This window comes from Cytobacillus pseudoceanisediminis (genome assembly GCF_023516215.1).
In the GTDB taxonomy this organism is placed as follows: domain Bacteria; phylum Bacillota; class Bacilli; order Bacillales; family Cytobacillaceae; genus Cytobacillus; species Cytobacillus pseudoceanisediminis.
Genome location: NZ_CP097349.1, coordinates 5191416 through 5207973 on the forward strand (window position 1 = coordinate 5191416; position 16558 = coordinate 5207973).

Annotated in this window: 9 protein-coding genes, 4 pseudogenes and 1 riboswitch; of the genes and pseudogenes, 12 read left to right on the forward strand and 1 reads right to left on the reverse strand. The window is 41.8% G+C overall.

What is annotated here, in order from left to right; genetic code table 11:
- Positions 1-7: 7 nt before the first annotated feature.
- From M5V91_RS27625 to M5V91_RS27670, 10 genes and pseudogenes are all read left to right on the forward strand, one after another.
- Positions 8-2364: pseudogene (locus M5V91_RS27625) on the forward strand (endonuclease MutS2).
- 71 nt (positions 2365-2435) lie between these two features.
- Entirely contained in the window at positions 2436-2843 is a 408-nt protein-coding gene (locus M5V91_RS27630) for a DUF350 domain-containing protein (protein ID WP_009333198.1), read from the forward strand.
- A 629-nt stretch (positions 2844-3472) separates the two neighbouring features.
- The gene (locus M5V91_RS27635; protein ID WP_284521623.1) at positions 3473-5221 is read left to right on the forward strand and encodes a long-chain-fatty-acid--CoA ligase; all 1749 of its coding nucleotides are present in this window, start codon (positions 3473-3475) and stop codon (positions 5219-5221) included.
- 242 nt (positions 5222-5463) lie between these two features.
- Positions 5464-6048: a fatty acid metabolism transcriptional regulator FadR gene (fadR, locus tag M5V91_RS27640; RefSeq protein WP_009333196.1), complete on the forward strand. Its 585-nt coding sequence runs from the start codon at positions 5464-5466 to the stop codon at positions 6046-6048.
- Between the two features lie 40 nt (positions 6049-6088).
- A complete protein-coding gene (locus M5V91_RS27645) occupies positions 6089-6862 on the forward strand; it encodes an enoyl-CoA hydratase (RefSeq protein WP_009333195.1) in 774 nt (257 codons plus the stop codon).
- 263 nt (positions 6863-7125) lie between these two features.
- Positions 7126-7899, forward strand: a complete 774-nt coding sequence (locus tag M5V91_RS27650; RefSeq protein WP_009333194.1) for an electron transfer flavoprotein subunit beta/FixA family protein — start codon at positions 7126-7128, stop codon at positions 7897-7899.
- Positions 7900-7939: 40 nt separating this feature from the next.
- Positions 7940-8917 (forward strand): electron transfer flavoprotein subunit alpha/FixB family protein, encoded by a 978-nt coding sequence (locus M5V91_RS27655; protein ID WP_009333193.1) that lies wholly within the window; start codon positions 7940-7942, stop codon positions 8915-8917.
- A 178-nt stretch (positions 8918-9095) separates the two neighbouring features.
- The gene (gene trxA, locus M5V91_RS27660; RefSeq protein WP_009333192.1) at positions 9096-9410 is read left to right on the forward strand and encodes a thioredoxin; all 315 of its coding nucleotides are present in this window, start codon (positions 9096-9098) and stop codon (positions 9408-9410) included.
- A 258-nt stretch (positions 9411-9668) separates the two neighbouring features.
- Complete coding sequence (uvrC, locus tag M5V91_RS27665; RefSeq protein WP_009333191.1) at positions 9669-11462, forward strand: excinuclease ABC subunit UvrC; 1794 nt, start codon at positions 9669-9671, stop codon at positions 11460-11462.
- Positions 11463-11590: 128 nt separating this feature from the next.
- A riboswitch (Lysine riboswitch) is annotated at positions 11591-11770 on the forward strand.
- Positions 11771-11960: 190 nt separating this feature from the next.
- Positions 11961-13187 (forward strand): annotated as a pseudogene (locus tag M5V91_RS27670) (aspartate kinase).
- 61 nt (positions 13188-13248) lie between these two features.
- On the opposite strand, the pseudogene M5V91_RS27675 reads toward M5V91_RS27670, so the two are convergent.
- A pseudogene (locus M5V91_RS27675) lies at positions 13249-13616 on the reverse strand (YslB family protein).
- A 431-nt stretch (positions 13617-14047) separates the two neighbouring features.
- Between M5V91_RS27675 and M5V91_RS27680 the strand changes: the two are divergent.
- Both M5V91_RS27680 and sdhA read left to right on the forward strand, forming a co-directional pair.
- Positions 14048-14655: pseudogene (locus M5V91_RS27680) on the forward strand (succinate dehydrogenase cytochrome b558 subunit).
- A gap of 141 nt (positions 14656-14796) precedes the next feature.
- Positions 14797-16557, forward strand: a complete 1761-nt coding sequence (sdhA, locus tag M5V91_RS27685; protein ID WP_009333187.1) for a succinate dehydrogenase flavoprotein subunit — start codon at positions 14797-14799, stop codon at positions 16555-16557.
- Position 16558 lies beyond the last annotated feature (1 nt).

Genomic DNA, 16558 nt, shown 5'->3' on the forward strand with positions numbered 1-16558 from the left:
AATCCTCATGCAAGAAAGAGTATTGAAGATACTTGAGTTCAATAAAGTGAAGGAACAGCTGCTTGAGCACGTTTCTTCATCCTTGGGAAGAAAAAAGGCCATAAATATTCGTCCTTCCACTGACTATGAAGAAGTTATCCGCAGGCAGGAAGAGACAGATGAAGCCGTGACAGTACTTAGAATTAAGGGAAATGTACCGCTTGGAGGCATTTTTGATATTCGTCCTCATGTGAAGAGAGCGGTCATTGGAGGGATGCTTAGTCCCCAGGAACTTAACCAGATATCCAGCACGATTCATGCAAGCAGGCAGATGAAGAGGTTCATAGAGGAATTTGCCGAGGAAGAAAGCAGCCTGCCGATCCTGCTGGGATATACAGATAAAATTATTGTACTGGCTGACCTGGAAACGTCTATCCGCAATGCGGTTGACGACAACGGAGAAGTGCTTGACAGTGCAAGCGAGACTCTCCGTTCTCTTCGAAATCAGCTGCGCACGAAAGAATCACGTGTAAGAGAGCGTCTGGAGAGCATGATTCGCTCCACCAGTGCCCAAAAGATGCTTTCTGATGCGATTATTACAATCCGCAATGACCGTTTTGTCATACCTGTAAAGCAGGAGTACCGGGGACATTACGGCGGTATTATCCATGACCAAAGCTCCTCTGGCCAGACATTATTTATTGAGCCCGCGTCCATTGTCCAGCTGAACAATGAATTGCAGGGCATCAGGGTAAAAGAACAGCAGGAGATTGAACGGATTCTCACCGCACTGTCAGTACAGGCCGCTGAAAACAGCAGTGAACTGGAAACCATTGTAGAGGTGCTTGGGGAAATCGATTTTATGTTTGCTAAAGCCAGGTACAGTAAACGCATAAAGGCCTCCAAGCCGAAAATTAATAATGAAGGGAAAATTTCATTATTCAAAGCCCGTCATCCGCTTATTCCTATTGATGAGGTAGTGGCAAATGATATTAAGCTCGGAGCTGAATATTCGACCATTGTCATTACGGGACCAAATACCGGCGGTAAAACAGTTACATTAAAAACAGTGGGGCTTTGTACATTGATGGCTCAGGCCGGTCTGCAGATCCCAGCGCTTGATGGTTCTGAAACGGCTGTTTTCGGAAATGTTTATGCTGATATCGGGGATGAACAGTCAATTGAACAAAGCTTGAGTACTTTCTCTTCGCATATGGTTAATATCGTGGATATTCTTGACCAGGTTGATTTCAATAGTCTGGTATTATTCGATGAGCTTGGTGCAGGTACAGATCCGCAGGAAGGTGCTGCCCTGGCGATTTCTATTCTTGACGAAGTATACAAGCGGGGGCAAGAGTTATCGCCACAACTCATTATCCTGAACTGAAAGCCTATGGCTATAATAGAGAAGGAGTTATCAACGCCAGTGTTGAATTTGATATTGAAACGCTTAGTCCAACCTATAAGCTGCTGATTGGGGTTCCGGGCCGAAGCAATGCTTTTGAAATATCAAAACGGCTTGGGCTCAAGGATCAAGTGATTGAGACCGCAAGATCCTATATAGGAGCAGATACAAATCAGGTTGAAAATATGATTGCATCCCTTGAAGAAAGCCGCAGACAAGCAGAGGCTGACATGGAAGAAGCCAATGACTTTTTGAAAAGTGCAGAAAAACTTCATAAAGATCTGCAAAAGCAAATGGCTGAATTTTATGAGGAAAAAGATGCAATGCATGAGAAAGCAGCAGAAAGAGCCGAGGATATCGTTGAGAAAGCCAAGGCAGAAGCAGAAGAAATTATCCGCGATTTAAGAAAAATGCGCATGGAGAAACATGCTGAAGTGAAGGAACATGAGCTGATAGAAGCAAAGAAACGCCTGTCCGAAGCTGCACCGCAGATGAGCTCAGCAAAGAATAAATTAAAGCCAAAGAATAATAAACATGTGTTTGAAGCAGGCGATGAGGTAAAAGTTCTGAGTTTTGGACAAAAAGGGCATTTGCTTGAAAAGGTGTCTGACAATGAATGGCAGGTTCAAATCGGCATCTTAAAAATGAAAGTAGCCGAAAGGGATTTAGAATATGTCAAGAGTCCAAAACCTGTTGAAACAAAACCAGTAGCAACAGTAAAAGGCAAAGATTTTCATGTGAGCCTTGAACTTGATTTACGGGGCGAACGATATGAAAACGCACTTTTAAGAGTGGAGAAATATATAGATGATGCCCTTTTAGCTGGATATCCCCGTGTCTCCATCATTCATGGTAAAGGGACTGGTGCTTTGAGGCAGGGTGTTCAGGAATATCTGAAAAATCACAGGTCAGTTAAAAAAATTCGATTTGGTGAAGCAGGAGAAGGCGGCACAGGGGTTACAGTCGTTGAATTTAAATAAGCTTTGCCACCCGCTCTCCTTTTGTTTTTTATTAGGGGGAGGGTACTTAAATTCCAGCGGGGAGAATGGAAATGAAAGAATTTTGGGAAAATGAATTTATTCAGACAGCTGCTTATTATAGTGTAGTCATTTTATGTATGATTGTTTTTTTAGCTGTTTTTGAATTAGTTACCAAGTATCGCAATTGGGAAGAAATCAAAAATGGAAATGTCGCTGTAGCGATGGCGACCGGTGGGAAAATTTTTGGGATTGCCAATATCTTCAGACATTCCATCATGCATAATGATACCTTGCTGACAATGATTACGTGGGGAATTTTTGGATTTTTTCTTTTGTTGATCGGCTATTTCATTTTTGAATTTTTAACACCTAAGTTTAGAATTGACGAAGAAATTGAAAATAATAACAAAGCAGTCGGTTTTATTTCCATGGTGCTGTCAATCGGATTGTCTTATGTCATTGGTGCAGGTTTATCATAAGGAGAGAATTAACATTGGAAAAGTTAGCAAAGGTTCTGCTGGTTCTTAGCGGAGTGTTTCTTCTTATAGGGGCCATTTATATATTTTTCATAACATAATATTTTTGTGAAATAAGGATATGGGAAAATCGCCATTATATATGGCGATTTTTTTTATGTCCATTAAAAAGAATATCCCCGATAGGCTGGACAGCCCTCTGAAAAAAATATCTTCCTGATTGTAAGGTCGTATTCTAATTGTCATAGAACCAGCATTATATTATAATAAGGTCGAACAGTTAGAATGTTCTAAAAGTTCAGAAGGTGTCCATCGTTTTTCTAAAAGTTTAGCAAGTGAAACTTTGAACTTCAATAACTGTCTAGCGCAAGTAGCCTACCCCCTCGAGGTCACAAGCTTGTCTAGTTGCGGCTCATAGGGACTCGGGGTCATAAGCCGTTTCCTTTCAGAAGGAAAAACGCCTTCTTACAGGAACTGTCTTATGCCTGTCGTCCCTGGGCAGTCGCCTTCACATTTCGGGCAATCCTCCCAAAAGGCAAAGAACGCCTTTCCGTGAGGCTCGTCTTGTGCTTGTCGGGGGTGGGTAAGGCGCTTGCGCTTTTCTGATGGGCATGAAGCAAAGGAGGGACAAAATGGCAGTAGCAAAACCATGGCTTAAGCAATATCCGGCAGAAATCCCCTCAACCTTGTCATATCCCAAACAGCCGGTACAAGATTATTTGAAAAATGCTGCAGATGAATTTCCGGAGAAAATAGCCATCCACTTTATGGGAAAGGAATTCACATATAAATATATATATGAATCTTCCCTGAAGCTTGCCGCCTATTTACAGAATCTTGGAATTGAAAAGGGAGACCGCGTCGCGATTATGCTTCCGAATACTCCTCAGTCCGTTATCAGCTATTATGGAATTCTGATGGCTGGCGGGGTTGTTGTCCAGACAAATCCGCTGTATATGGAACGGGAATTGGAATACCAAATGAAAGATTCAGGAGCAAAAGCAATTATTACAATGGATATCTTATTTCCGAAAGTAAGCAAAGTGGTGCCGCAGACAGAATTGAAGCATATAGTTGTAACCGCTGTCAAAGATGCTCTTCCATTCCCTAAAAATCTAATATATCCTTTTATCCAGAAAAAACAGTATGGCATTGTCGTAAATGTAAAACATGAAGGGCATAACCATTTGCTGACGGAGATTTTAAAGAGGCCGGCTGAACCGATGAAAATCCATGACTTCGATTTTGAAGAAGACTTGGCATTACTGCAATATACAGGCGGCACAACCGGTTTTCCAAAGGGTGTCATGCTTACGCACAGCAATCTGGTATCCAATACAGCCATGTGTAAAGCCTGGCTCTATAAGTGCAGACGCGGTGAGGAAACAGTGCTGGGCATACTTCCGTTCTTTCACGTGTATGGAATGACAACCGTTATGATCTTATCTGTTATGGATGCTCAAAAAATGGTCCTCCTTCCGAAATTTGATCCGGAAACGACCCTGAAAACTATTCATAAAGAGAGGCCGACCTTATTCCCTGGTGCCCCAACGATTTACATTGGGTTATTGAACCATCCGGATATAAAAAAATATGATTTATCTTCCATAGACTCTTGCATCAGCGGATCTGCTGCCCTGCCCGTTGAAGTCCAGCAGAAATTTGAAGAAATAACAGGAGGAAAGCTTGTCGAGGGGTATGGTTTGACGGAATCTTCACCTGTTACACATGCTAATTTCTTATGGGATCGCCCCCGTGTCAAAGGCAGTATAGGTGTCCCTTGGCCTGATACAGATGCAGCGATTTTTTCACTGGAAACGGGAGAAGCGCTTCCGGCAGGAGAAGTGGGCGAAATTGCAGTTAAAGGTCCTCAGGTAATGAAAGGCTATTGGAACCGCCCGGAAGAAACAGCACAGACTTTAAGAGATGGCTGGCTGCTTACAGGTGACCTGGGCTATATGGATGAGAATGGATACTTCTATGTAGTGGACAGGAAGAAAGATATGATTATTGCAGGGGGATTCAATATTTATCCCCGTGAAATAGAGGAAGTGCTATACGAGCATCCAGCCGTGCAGGAAGTGATTGCTGCAGGTATACCTGACCCATATCGCGGAGAAACAGTAAAAGCATATATTGTGCTGAAAGAGGGCAAAGAAGCAACGGAAGAAGAGCTGAATGAGTTTGCAAGAAAGCATCTTGCAGCATATAAGGTTCCAAGGCAATATGAATTCCGCAAGGAGCTTCCTAAGACAGCTGTTGGAAAAATACTGAGAAGGGCATTAGTAGATGAAGAAAAAAGAAATTTAAAGAAGAAGAGGAAAAGCGGGCTTAACTTCAGAGACCGATTTTCGATCGGCTCTTTATTTTTGCGCCATTAAGCTTGTCCAGACATAAAAGAAATGTAATAATAAAATATATTTCTAGGGATAATTTCTTGACACGAATGAATTGTCCTACTATTATAAAAATATGAATGATGATTCATTCATTTTAGATCGTTTTTTAAATTCAAAAATAAACGAAGCTGATTGGCCAATCCCGGCAGCAGGTATGGCATTACTCCAGCCCTGCTGCTCCTTAAAAATCTATGCACCTGTTTATTCTGAAAGGAGGGAACCTATTGAAAAAAACAAAGCCTAAATACCGGCAAATTATTGATGCGGCTGTAGTCGTGATCGCTGAAAATGGATATCACCAGGCCCAGGTATCAAAAATTGCCAAACAGGCTGGTGTCGCTGATGGCACCATATACTTATATTTCAAAAACAAAGAAGATATATTAATATCCCTCTTTCAGGATAAAATGGGCTACTTTGTTGAGAAAATTGAAGAAAAAATTGCAGGAAAAGAAAAAGCTGCAGAGAAACTATTAATGATGGTAGAATCACACTTTAGAATGCTCTCGGAAGACAGGCACCTGGCAATTGTAACCCAGCTCGAATTGAGGCAGTCCAATAAAGACCTTCGCCATAAAATTAATGAGGTGCTCAAAGGATATCTTGCTTTAGTGGAAAGGATTCTTGCTGATGGCAGGGAGAGCGGTGAGTTTCCAGCTGATCTGGACATTAGGCTGGCGCGCCAGATGATTTTTGGCACCATGGATGAAACAGTGACCACATGGGTAATGAATGAGCAAAAATATGATCTTACTGCATTGGCAGAGCCTGTTCATAAACTTTTGATCGGCGGGTGCGGAAAACTTTGAGGCAGATAAAGTGCTCCATAATATAGTCAGGAGGGATAAGATGGAATATCTAAAATGGTCCCATCAGGACTTTGTGGCGACGATTACTATTGAACGTCCGCCTGCGAATGCTCTTTCATCAGGTCTATTGAAAGAGCTTTCAGCTGTCCTGGATGAAGTTGAAAATAATGAGGAAATTAGGGTAATCCTTATTCATGGGGAGGGCAGATTCTTCTCAGCAGGCGCTGATATTAAAGAATTTACAACCATTGAAAGCGGTGAAGATTTTTCAAGCTTGGCGACTTATGGACAGGATCTCTTTGAGAGAATGGAAAAATTCCCTAAGCCAATTATTGCAGCGATTCATGGAGCGGCATTGGGCGGCGGTTTGGAGCTTGCCATGGGCTGTCATTTCCGTCTCGTAGCTGAAAACGCAAAGCTGGGTCTTCCAGAGCTTCAGCTTGGATTAATTCCTGGTTTTGCCGGAACTCAGAGGCTTCCCCGATATGTAGGTGCAGCGCGTGCAGCAGAAATGCTTTTCACTAGTGACCCAATTACCGGGCTTGAGGCAGTGCAATATGGTCTGGCTAACCATGCCTATCCTGAGGAGCAGCTGTTGGACAATGCTTATAGTATGGCGAAGAAAATTGCCAAGAAGAGCCCTGGTTCGATCAAGGCGGCCATTGAGCTCTTAAACTACGGAAAGACGGGGCAATTCTACGAAGGTGTTAAAAAAGAAGCAGAATTGTTTGGGGAAGTATTTGTTTCTGAAGATGGCAAGGAAGGCATATCTGCGTTTATTGAAAAGCGTGAACCAAGCTTTACCGGAAAATAGTGTTTTAAAAGATTTGTACTGAAAGATTACATTCATCCTCATAATCTATTATAATAGACTTGTATGCGGATGATCTAATCTTCAGAAGATTCAATGGTTATATTATGGTCTGTGAGCGAGCGCCCGCTCAATTCTAAAAGCGGGCAGTTCCAAGCAGATAAGCCTTTCTGTATGCGTTAAATATTTTCAATCTTTCGAAGTGAAGAAATGTTTTAATTAATGGCTTTGTTTTATGACAATGCTTAATTACTAGGAGGGAAATCATGAACATCTACGTATTAATGAAGAGAACATTTGATACTGAGGAAAAAATTACCATCTCCGGCGGCAAAATCAATGAAGATGGCGCTGAATTTATCATTAATCCATATGATGAATATGCAATTGAAGAAGCAATCCAGGTTCGGGATGCGAATGGCGGAGAAGTGACGGTTGTTTCCGTAGGAACAGAAGAAGCTGAAAAGCAGCTCCGTACCGCTCTTGCGATGGGTGCCGATAAAGCTGTATTAATAAATACAGAAGATGATCTTGAAGGTGGAGATCAATACACGACTGCAAAAATCTTATCCGAATACTTGAAAGACAAAGATGCTGACTTAATCATTGCAGGAAATGTAGCAATTGATGGGGGTTCGGGACAGGTTGGACCTCGTGTAGCAGAAATTTTGGGCATTTCTTATGTAACAACTATTACAAAGCTTGATATCAATGGCAGCTCTGCGACAGTAGTGCGCGATGTTGAAGGGGATTCAGAAGTAATTGAGACATCACTTCCATTATTGGTCACAGCTCAGCAGGGGTTAAATGAGCCGCGCTATCCATCTTTGCCGGGAATTATGAAGGCAAAAAAGAAGCCACTTGATGAGCTTGAGCTTGATGATCTTGATCTTGATGAGGACGATGTTGAAGCCAAAACAAAAACAATTGAAATCTATTTGCCTCCTAAGAAGGAAGCAGGAAAAGTTCTTGAAGGCGAGCTGGAAGATCAAGTTAAGGAACTTGTGAAACTTCTTCATACTGAAGCCAAAGTTGTCTGATCATCAATAACTGATAATAATAACGCAGGGGGTAAAACATATGGCTAGAAAAGTATTAGTGTTAGGTGAAGTCCGTGACGGTTCATTGCGTAATGTATCCTTCGAAGCTGTTGCAGCTGGTAAGACTGCGTCAGAAGGCGGAGAGGTTGTAGGTGTTTTAATTGGTGATTCTGTAAGCGCTTTAGCTAATGAAATGATTCACTATGGTGCTGACCGTGTTGTAACTGTTGAAGATGAAAAGCTGAAGCAGTATACTCCTGACGGCTTTTCACAGGCTTTAATGGCTGTGATTGATTCCGAAAGTCCGGAAGGCCTGATTTTTGGACATACAGCATTAGGGAAAGATCTCGCTCCTAAAATTGCTGCCAAGCTGGAGTCAGGTTTAATCTCTGACGTAACGAGCCTTGAAGAGGCAGGCGGCAACCTGGTGTTCACACGCCCGATTTATTCAGGTAAAGCTTTTGAAAAGAAAATTGTTACAGATGGCCTCCTCTTTGCAACAATTCGTCCAAACAACATAGCTCCATTGGAGAAAGATGAATCAAGATCAGGAGATATTGCTTCTGTTGCAGCAGAAATCAAAGATCTTCGCACGATCATTAAGGAAGTTGTCCGCAAAGCAAGTGAAGGCGTTGATTTATCCGAAGCTAAGGTTATCATTGCCGGCGGCCGCGGCGTTAAGAGCGAGGAAGGCTTTGAGCCATTAAAAGAACTTGCTTCGGTTCTAAATGGAGCAGTGGGTGCATCACGCGGAGCTTGTGATGCTGATTATTGTGACTACTCGCTGCAAATTGGCCAAACCGGTAAGGTTGTAACACCAGATCTATATATTGCTTGCGGCATCTCCGGTGCTATTCAGCATTTAGCTGGGATGTCCAACTCAAAAGTAATCGTAGCCATTAACAAAGATCCGGAAGCCAATATCTTTAAAGTAGCTGATTATGGTATTGTTGGAGATCTGTTTGAGGTTGTTCCACTGTTAACTGAAGAATTCAAAAAGCTTAAAGTAAATGCATAAGATAGTATATCGAATGGGCGGCTGATGGCCGCCCATTATACATAGTGCCAATAGGGAAAGAAAGAGAATAATCTGTTCCAAATAGGGTAAATTACGATCGAGCAGATTGTTCGCAACATATAATAAACGATGGTATACTGTCGTTAGTATTTGAGTTAAATTTTAGGAGGCATATCAAATGGCTATTTCACATGCAACTGACCAAAACTTCACTGCTGAGACTGGTTCGGGATTAGTATTGGCAGATTTCTGGGCTCCTTGGTGCGGCCCTTGTAAAATGATCGCTCCTGTTTTAGAAGAGCTTGATTCTGAAATGGGCGATAAAGTAAAAATTGTAAAAATCGATGTTGACGAAAACCAGGAAACTGCTGGAAAGTTTGGCGTAATGAGCATTCCGACATTAATCGTTCTAAAAGACGGTGAAGTTGTAGATAAAGTGGTTGGTTTCCAGCCGAAAGAGGCTCTCGCTGAATTACTTTCAAAACATGCGTAATTTATAAGGAATTTTCCCGGTGTCCCATAAGGACATCGGGATTTTTTTGTCATATGGGTTTTGTTGTTATGCTGCAGGTTTCCAGGCTGATATAATAAGATGGTAATAATGTGCCATCTGCATATTAGCGGCTAAATAATATTGGTTTGCTGCCAGCGCAAACAAAGTATTATACTAGCTTTCACCCCAAAATGATTATGCCAAACAATGAATAAATTGAACTTCAATAAAAAGTTTTAACCGGGGAGGTGTAGTGCCATGAATGATACGATAAAAAATAAACTGATGCTGCTTCCTGCCCAGCCGGGATGTTATTTGATGAAAGACAGGCAGGGTACCATCATATACGTGGGGAAGGCAAAAATCCTGAAAAACCGTGTAAGATCCTATTTCACAGGCTCACATGACGGAAAAACATTAAGACTTGTTAATGAGATCGTAGATTTTGAGTACATTGTCACTTCTTCAGATATGGAAGCACTGATCCTTGAGATGAATCTGATCAAGAAATATGATCCGAAATATAATGTAATGCTGAAGGACGATAAAAGTTACCCTTTTATCAAATTGACGGCCGAACGCCATCCCCGTCTAATTACAACCAGAAAAGTAAAAAAAGACAGGGGAAAATACTTCGGACCATATCCCAATGTGCAGGCTGCCAATGAAACAAAAAAGCTGCTCGACCGAATTTATCCTCTCCGCAAATGTTCAACTCTTCCGGACAGAGTTTGCCTTTATTATCATTTAGGCCAATGTCTTGCGCCATGCGTGAAGGCCGTAGGTGAAGACCAATATAAGCAAATGACAGACGAGATTGCAAAATTCTTGAATGGCGGATACAAAGAGATTAAAAAAGACCTGACTGCAAAAATGACAGCAGCTGCTGAAGAATTGGACTTTGAAAGGGCAAAGGAGCTTAGGGATAAAATTGCCCATATAGATGCAACAATGGAAAAGCAAAAAATGACAATGACAGACTTTACCGACCGGGATGTATTTGGATATGCGGTTGATAAAGGATGGATGTGTGTTCAGGTATTCTTCATCAGACAGGGTAAACTCATTGAAAGAGATGTATCAATGTTCCCTATTTATAATGAGCCGGAAGAAGAAATCTTAACTTTCCTCGGCCAGTTTTATACAAAAGCAAACCACTTTAAACCGCGAGAAATATTGGCACCGGATTCGGTTGATGCTGAAATGGCAGAACAGCTTCTGGATGTTAAGGTGCTAAAACCGCAGCGAGGGCAAAAAAAGGACCTGGTGAAGCTTGCTTATAAAAATGCAAAAATTGCTCTCCAGGAGAAGTTTTCTTTAATTGAGCGTGATGAAGAACGGACAATTAAGGCTGTAGAAAATCTGGGGGATCAGCTTGGAATATATACGCCTCACCGGATAGAAGCATTTGATAATTCAAATATCCAGGGAACGGACCCTGTTTCAGCCATGATCGTCTTTATTGATGGCAAACCAGAGAAAAGAGAATACCGTAAATATAAGATTAAGTCTGTTAAAGGCCCTGATGACTATGAATCCATGAGAGAAGTAGTCCGGCGCAGATATACAAGGGTACTGAAAGAAGAGCTGCCGCTTCCGGACTTAATCATGATTGATGGGGGAAAAGGGCATGTTGAAGCTGTACGGGATGTGCTTGAAAATGAGCTCGGTCTGGATATTCCGATTTCTGGCCTGGTGAAGGATGAAAAGCACAGGACTTCTCAGCTCTTATATGGTAATCCGCTTCAAATTATTCCACTTGCAAGGAACAGCCAGGAATTTTATCTGCTTCAGAGAATTCAGGACGAGGTTCATCGTTTTGCGATTACTTTTCATCGCCAGCTTCGCGGGAAAAATGCCTTTCAGTCTATTCTTGATGATATTCCCGGCATAGGAGAAAAACGAAAGAAACAGCTGCTGAAAGCCTTTGGATCTGTAAAGAAAATGAAAGAAGCACCAATAGAGGAGTATAGGAAAATAGGCATTCCTGAGAATGTTGCCGAGGAATTGAAGTTGAGGCTCGAGGAACAAAATGGAAATCCTAAGTCATAAATGGATATAGACAGAAAATTTCAGATATGTTATACTAATTCAAACTTTATATCAATATCACTTTATAGCGATAAAGCGTATGTTCATTTAGTTCAAACAAAGTTTTGGGACTATGAACCGAATCGTTAAGTGAAGGTAGAGGTGCGAACTTCATCAGTAAAAGCTTGGAGAAGAATGAGCTTCCATGAAAAGCTTTGAAAGGGTACGTTCGCCGAAGTGGAGAAAATCTCATCATTTTTTCTGCTGGTTCTGCATTGAATAAATGCAGGATTGTCAGGACAATGCCGTCCTGGAGAGCTATCTCACTGTGTTTGCTCATTTTTATACTTTGGCTGCACAGCAATGGGATAGTAAACTATTCCATTGCTTTTTTTATTGCCCAAAAGGGTATTTTAGAGTTAAGGCCATTGTCAAATACAGCAGAGTGAACTGATATGCTTCACTTACATAGGACGGCAAATCACAAAATTACTATTTCTTTAGAAAGAAGGGAAAGCTGTGGGAATCATTGTGCAGAAATTCGGGGCACCTCCGTGGGGACTGTAGACAGAATTCAAAATGTTGCCAATCGGGTAATTGAAGAAAAAATCGGGGAAATGATGTTGTTGTAGTTGTTTCGGCAATGGGCAAAACAACTGATCAGCTGGTTGGCATGGCAAGGGAGATTTCCCCTCACCTGATAAAAGGGAAATGGACATGCTGCTTACAACCGGCGAACAGGTGACCATCTCTTTATTGGCAATGGCTTTAAATGCGAAAGGGCATCCCGCCGTTTCTTTTACAGGGTGGCAGGCAGGCATTAAAACAGAAGCAGTCCATGGCAATGCGAGGATAGTGAATATTGATCCAGGTACCATTAAGGGTGAATTAAACCAGGGGAAAATTGTAATTGTGGCAGGCTTCCAGGGGATGACTGAAGATGGTTCCATCACCACACTTGGCCGGGGCGGATCTGATACAACGGCTGTTGCACTGGCTGCAGCACTTAAAGCTGATAAATGTGATATTTATACTGATGTAACCGGGGTATTTACATCAGATCCCCGCTTTATAAAGAATGCCAGAAAATTATATTCTGTTTCCTATGATGAAATGCTTGAACTGGCCAATTTGGGGGCAGGTGTGCTCCATCCAAGAGCAGTCGAATTTGCGAAAAATTATGGACTTCCCCTTGAAGTGCGTTCAAGCCTTGAGAAGGAAGCCGGAACAATCATTGAGGAGGAAGTAAAAATGGAACAAAACTTAGTCGTGCGCGGTGTGGCATTTGAGGATGATATAACAAGGGTGACGATTCTTGGTCTTCCTAATTCAATGACTGGATTGTCTACTATTTTCTCGGCGCTTGCCAAAAATCGCATTAACGTTGATATCATTATCCAGAGCATGACAGAGGCTCAGACGACAAACCTTTCATTTTCAATAAAGAATGAAGATCTCACAGATACAGTAAAAGTGCTGGAAAAGCATAGAGAACAATTAAATTATGACAGAATTGAATGGGAATCGGGCCTTGCTAAGGTTTCGATTGTTGGCTCAGGCATGATTTCCAATCCGGGTGTGGCTGCAGAAATGTTCGAAGTGCTTTCCGCGAATGAAATAACGGTGAAAATGGTAAGCACATCAGAAATTAAAGTATCGGCGGTTGTTGAAAACAGCAAAATGATTGATGCAGTTGATGCTTTGCATGATGCATTCAATCTGTCGGTTTCTCCGGTTAAGGCTTAATTCCAGGAATATCAAACAATAAGCTATCAAAATTGATAGCTTATTGTTTGTACATATGATATTACTCAGCAGGATCCTTTTTATCCCACTTCACTGTAATAAGGATTTTGCCAGTTTTTTTGCGGGGATGTTCGAATGCCTCACAAATGACTTCTTTTTGAAGTTCAATCTGCTGGGCTATAAATCCGGCCTCAAGCTGAAAGGTGCAGTTATGATTTTTTTGCAGCGGTCTGTAATCAGCTGGCTGGATAATTCCATTTCAATTTCATTTTTCGATTCGTTTGCGATGGAAAGATTTCCCCAGCCGGCGTTTATAAAAAACTCGGCAATCTGGCCGGCTGTTTCCAGAGGATACATGCGTGCGATCCTTTTGCCTGCCCAATATAAAATTTCCGGTGCTTCATTTCCCAAAAGGTCATGCAGCAGCACTTCCCGGATTAGTTCATAGCCAAAAACCGGAACTGACTGTATGTGATCTTCATTAGTGGATTTCGCAGATGCTAATTCGCTCAATAGTCTCCCCTCTTTCTATGATTCTATTATATACAATATGCTGAGAGAGTTAATATCAATTCGGGAAAAAATAGAACGATTTGCATAGAAATAATTACTATTCCAGTATACTGGAGAGCAGCAACTGGGTCATATTGAACTGCAAAATAATATATGTTTTTTAGCCGCTAATATTTTTTAAAAATTTTATTAATATGGAACATTTTATGTATCCGTTTTCTTGACGCTCTATTATCTTGGGAGTAAAATGGACATGTCACATAATTGTAAGAAAATGAATAACATTTTCGAGATGATGTCCTGAGCGGGGGCTCAGCATCATTTTTTTAAAATCAGGGGGAAAGTTTATGGCAGGTAATCGTGAGTTTTTTAATCGCAGATTGCATTCATTACTTGGGGTTATACCGGTTGGTTTGTTTTTGGTGCAGCACCTTGTAGTGAACCATTTTGCAACAGGGGAGAGGAATCTTTTAATAATGCAGCGCATTTCATGGAAAGTCTTCCATTCAGAATATTCCTTGAAACGTTTGTAATCTATCTACCTTTGCTGTTCCACGCAATCTATGGACTTTATATTGCTTTTACTGCAAAAAATAACGCAAGCAGGTATGGATACTTCCGAAACTGGATGTTTATGCTGCAGCGTGTTTCAGGTGTCATTACACTGGTTTTTGTTGCATGGCATGTTTGGGAAACACGTGTACAGGCTGCCTTTGGAGCAGATGTTAACTTTCAGATGATGGAGAACATCCTATCTAATCCATTTATGTTCTGGTTCTATATTATTGGAGTCATTTCTGCAATTTTCCACTTTGCTAATGGGCTTTGGTCATTCCTTGTCAGCTGGGGAATTACAGTATCTCCTCGTTCACAGGTTATTTCCACGTATGTAACGATCGGAATATTCATTGCACTATCTATTGTTGGTGTACGTGCTCTAACAGCATTCATTTAAAAGACAATAAAAGACTATTAGACTTCGGATTTATAACGTGCCAATAATATTGCAGCTTTGAGAAGCAGTCTGGCTTTAAGCGCGATAGGCAGGCGCTCTGCGCTTTTCTAAGTTGTACTAGTAATTAGGGAGTGAGTCACTATGGGTAAAGGAAAGGTTATAGTTGTCGGCGGCGGATTAGCCGGTTTAATGGCGACAATTAAAGTTGCAGAATCAGGGACTCCGGTTGAATTATTTTCTTTAGTGCCGGTTAAACGTTCTCACTCTGTTTGTGCCCAGGGCGGCATCAACGGAGCAGTAAATACAAAAGGGGAAGGCGATTCTCCTTGGATTCATTTTGACGATACAATTTATGGCGGAGACTTCCTGGCAAACCAGCCGCCTGTTAAAGCGATGGCAGAGGCAGCACCAGGAATTATTCACTTATTTGACCGTATGGGTGTTATGTTCAACCGTACCCCTGAAGGGCTGCTTGACTTCCGCCGCTTTGGCGGTACACAGCATCACCGTACAGCATTCGCTGGTGCTACGACAGGTCAGCAGCTTCTTTACGCGATGGACGAGCAGGTCCGCCGCCATGAAGTTGCAGGCTTAGTAACAAAGTACGAAGGCTGGGAATTCCTAGGGGTAGTAATCGACGATGATGGAGCTTGTAAGGGTGTCGTTGCCCAGAACCTGACTTCTATGGAGATCAAGTCTTTTGCTGCTGACGCCGTTATTATGGCATCCGGCGGACCTGGAATTATCTTCGGGAAATCCACTAACTCTGTTATTAACACAGGCTCAGCTGCCTCGATTGTTTATCAGCAGGGTGCTTATTATGCAAATGGAGAATTTATTCAAATTCATCCAACCGCTATTCCGGGAGACGATAAGCTTCGTCTAATGAGTGAATCTGCGCGTGGTGAAGGCGGACGAGTTTGGACATATAAAGATGGCAAACCATGGTATTTCCTTGAAGAGAAATATCCTGCTTATGGAAACCTGGTGCCTCGTGATATTGCAACCCGTGAAATTTTTGACGTGTGTGTTAACCAGAAGCTTGGCATTAATGGGGAAAACATGGTCTATCTTGATCTTTCCCATAAAGATCCTAAAGAGCTTGATATTAAGCTTGGCGGAATTATTGAAATCTATGAAAAATTCCAGGGTGAAGACCCGCGTAAAGTGCCAATGAAAATCTTCCCTGCTGTCCACTATTCAATGGGCGGACTATGGGTGGACTATGATCAGATGACGAATATTCCTGGCCTATTTGCTGCAGGTGAATGTGATTATTCACAGCATGGTGCCAACCGTCTGGGTGCAAACTCCCTTCTATCAGCCATTTACGGCGGTATGGTAGCAGGTCCGAATGCTGTCAAATATATCAGCGGCCTTGATAAGAGTGCTGAAGATCTGCCATCATCATTATTTGACCGCCACGTAAAACAGGAAGAAGAAAAATGGAATAATATTATGTCTCTTGATGGCACAGAGAATGCATATGTCCTTCATAAAGAGCTTGGTGAATGGATGACAGATAATGTAACGGTTGTACGCCACAATGACAGGCTTTTGAAAACAGATGAAAAAATTGTTGAACTTATGGAGCGCTATAAAAACATCAATATTAATGACACTGCGAAGTGGAGCAATCAGGGTGCAAGCTTTACCCGCCAATTGCAGAATATGCTTCAATTGGCTCGTGTTATTACAATTGGTGCATACAACCGTAATGAAAGCCGCGGTGCACACTATAAGCCGGATTTCCCAGAGCGTAACGATGAGGAATTCATGAAAACAACAATGGCGAAGTTTGTTGATGCAAATTCCGCTCCTGCATTCCATTACGAAGACATTGATGTAAGCTTAATAAAACCGCGTAAGCGTGACTATTCTAAAAAGAAAGGGGAGAATTAAT

Excerpts from the sequence above, each read along its gene's own strand:
- M5V91_RS27630 (WP_009333198.1), top strand. The coding sequence starts at position 2,436 with ATGAAAGAATTTTGGGAAAATGAATTTATTCAGACAGCTGCTTATTAT.
- M5V91_RS27635 (WP_284521623.1), top strand. The coding sequence starts at position 3,473 with ATGGCAGTAGCAAAACCATGGCTTAAGCAATATCCGGCAGAAATCCCC.
- M5V91_RS27645 (WP_009333195.1), top strand. The coding sequence starts at position 6,089 with ATGGAATATCTAAAATGGTCCCATCAGGACTTTGTGGCGACGATTACT.
- M5V91_RS27650 (WP_009333194.1), top strand. The coding sequence starts at position 7,126 with ATGAACATCTACGTATTAATGAAGAGAACATTTGATACTGAGGAAAAA.
- M5V91_RS27655 (WP_009333193.1), top strand. The coding sequence starts at position 7,940 with ATGGCTAGAAAAGTATTAGTGTTAGGTGAAGTCCGTGACGGTTCATTG.
- trxA (WP_009333192.1), top strand. The coding sequence starts at position 9,096 with ATGGCTATTTCACATGCAACTGACCAAAACTTCACTGCTGAGACTGGT.
- uvrC (WP_009333191.1), top strand. The coding sequence starts at position 9,669 with ATGAATGATACGATAAAAAATAAACTGATGCTGCTTCCTGCCCAGCCG.
- sdhA (WP_009333187.1), top strand. The coding sequence starts at position 14,797 with ATGGGTAAAGGAAAGGTTATAGTTGTCGGCGGCGGATTAGCCGGTTTA.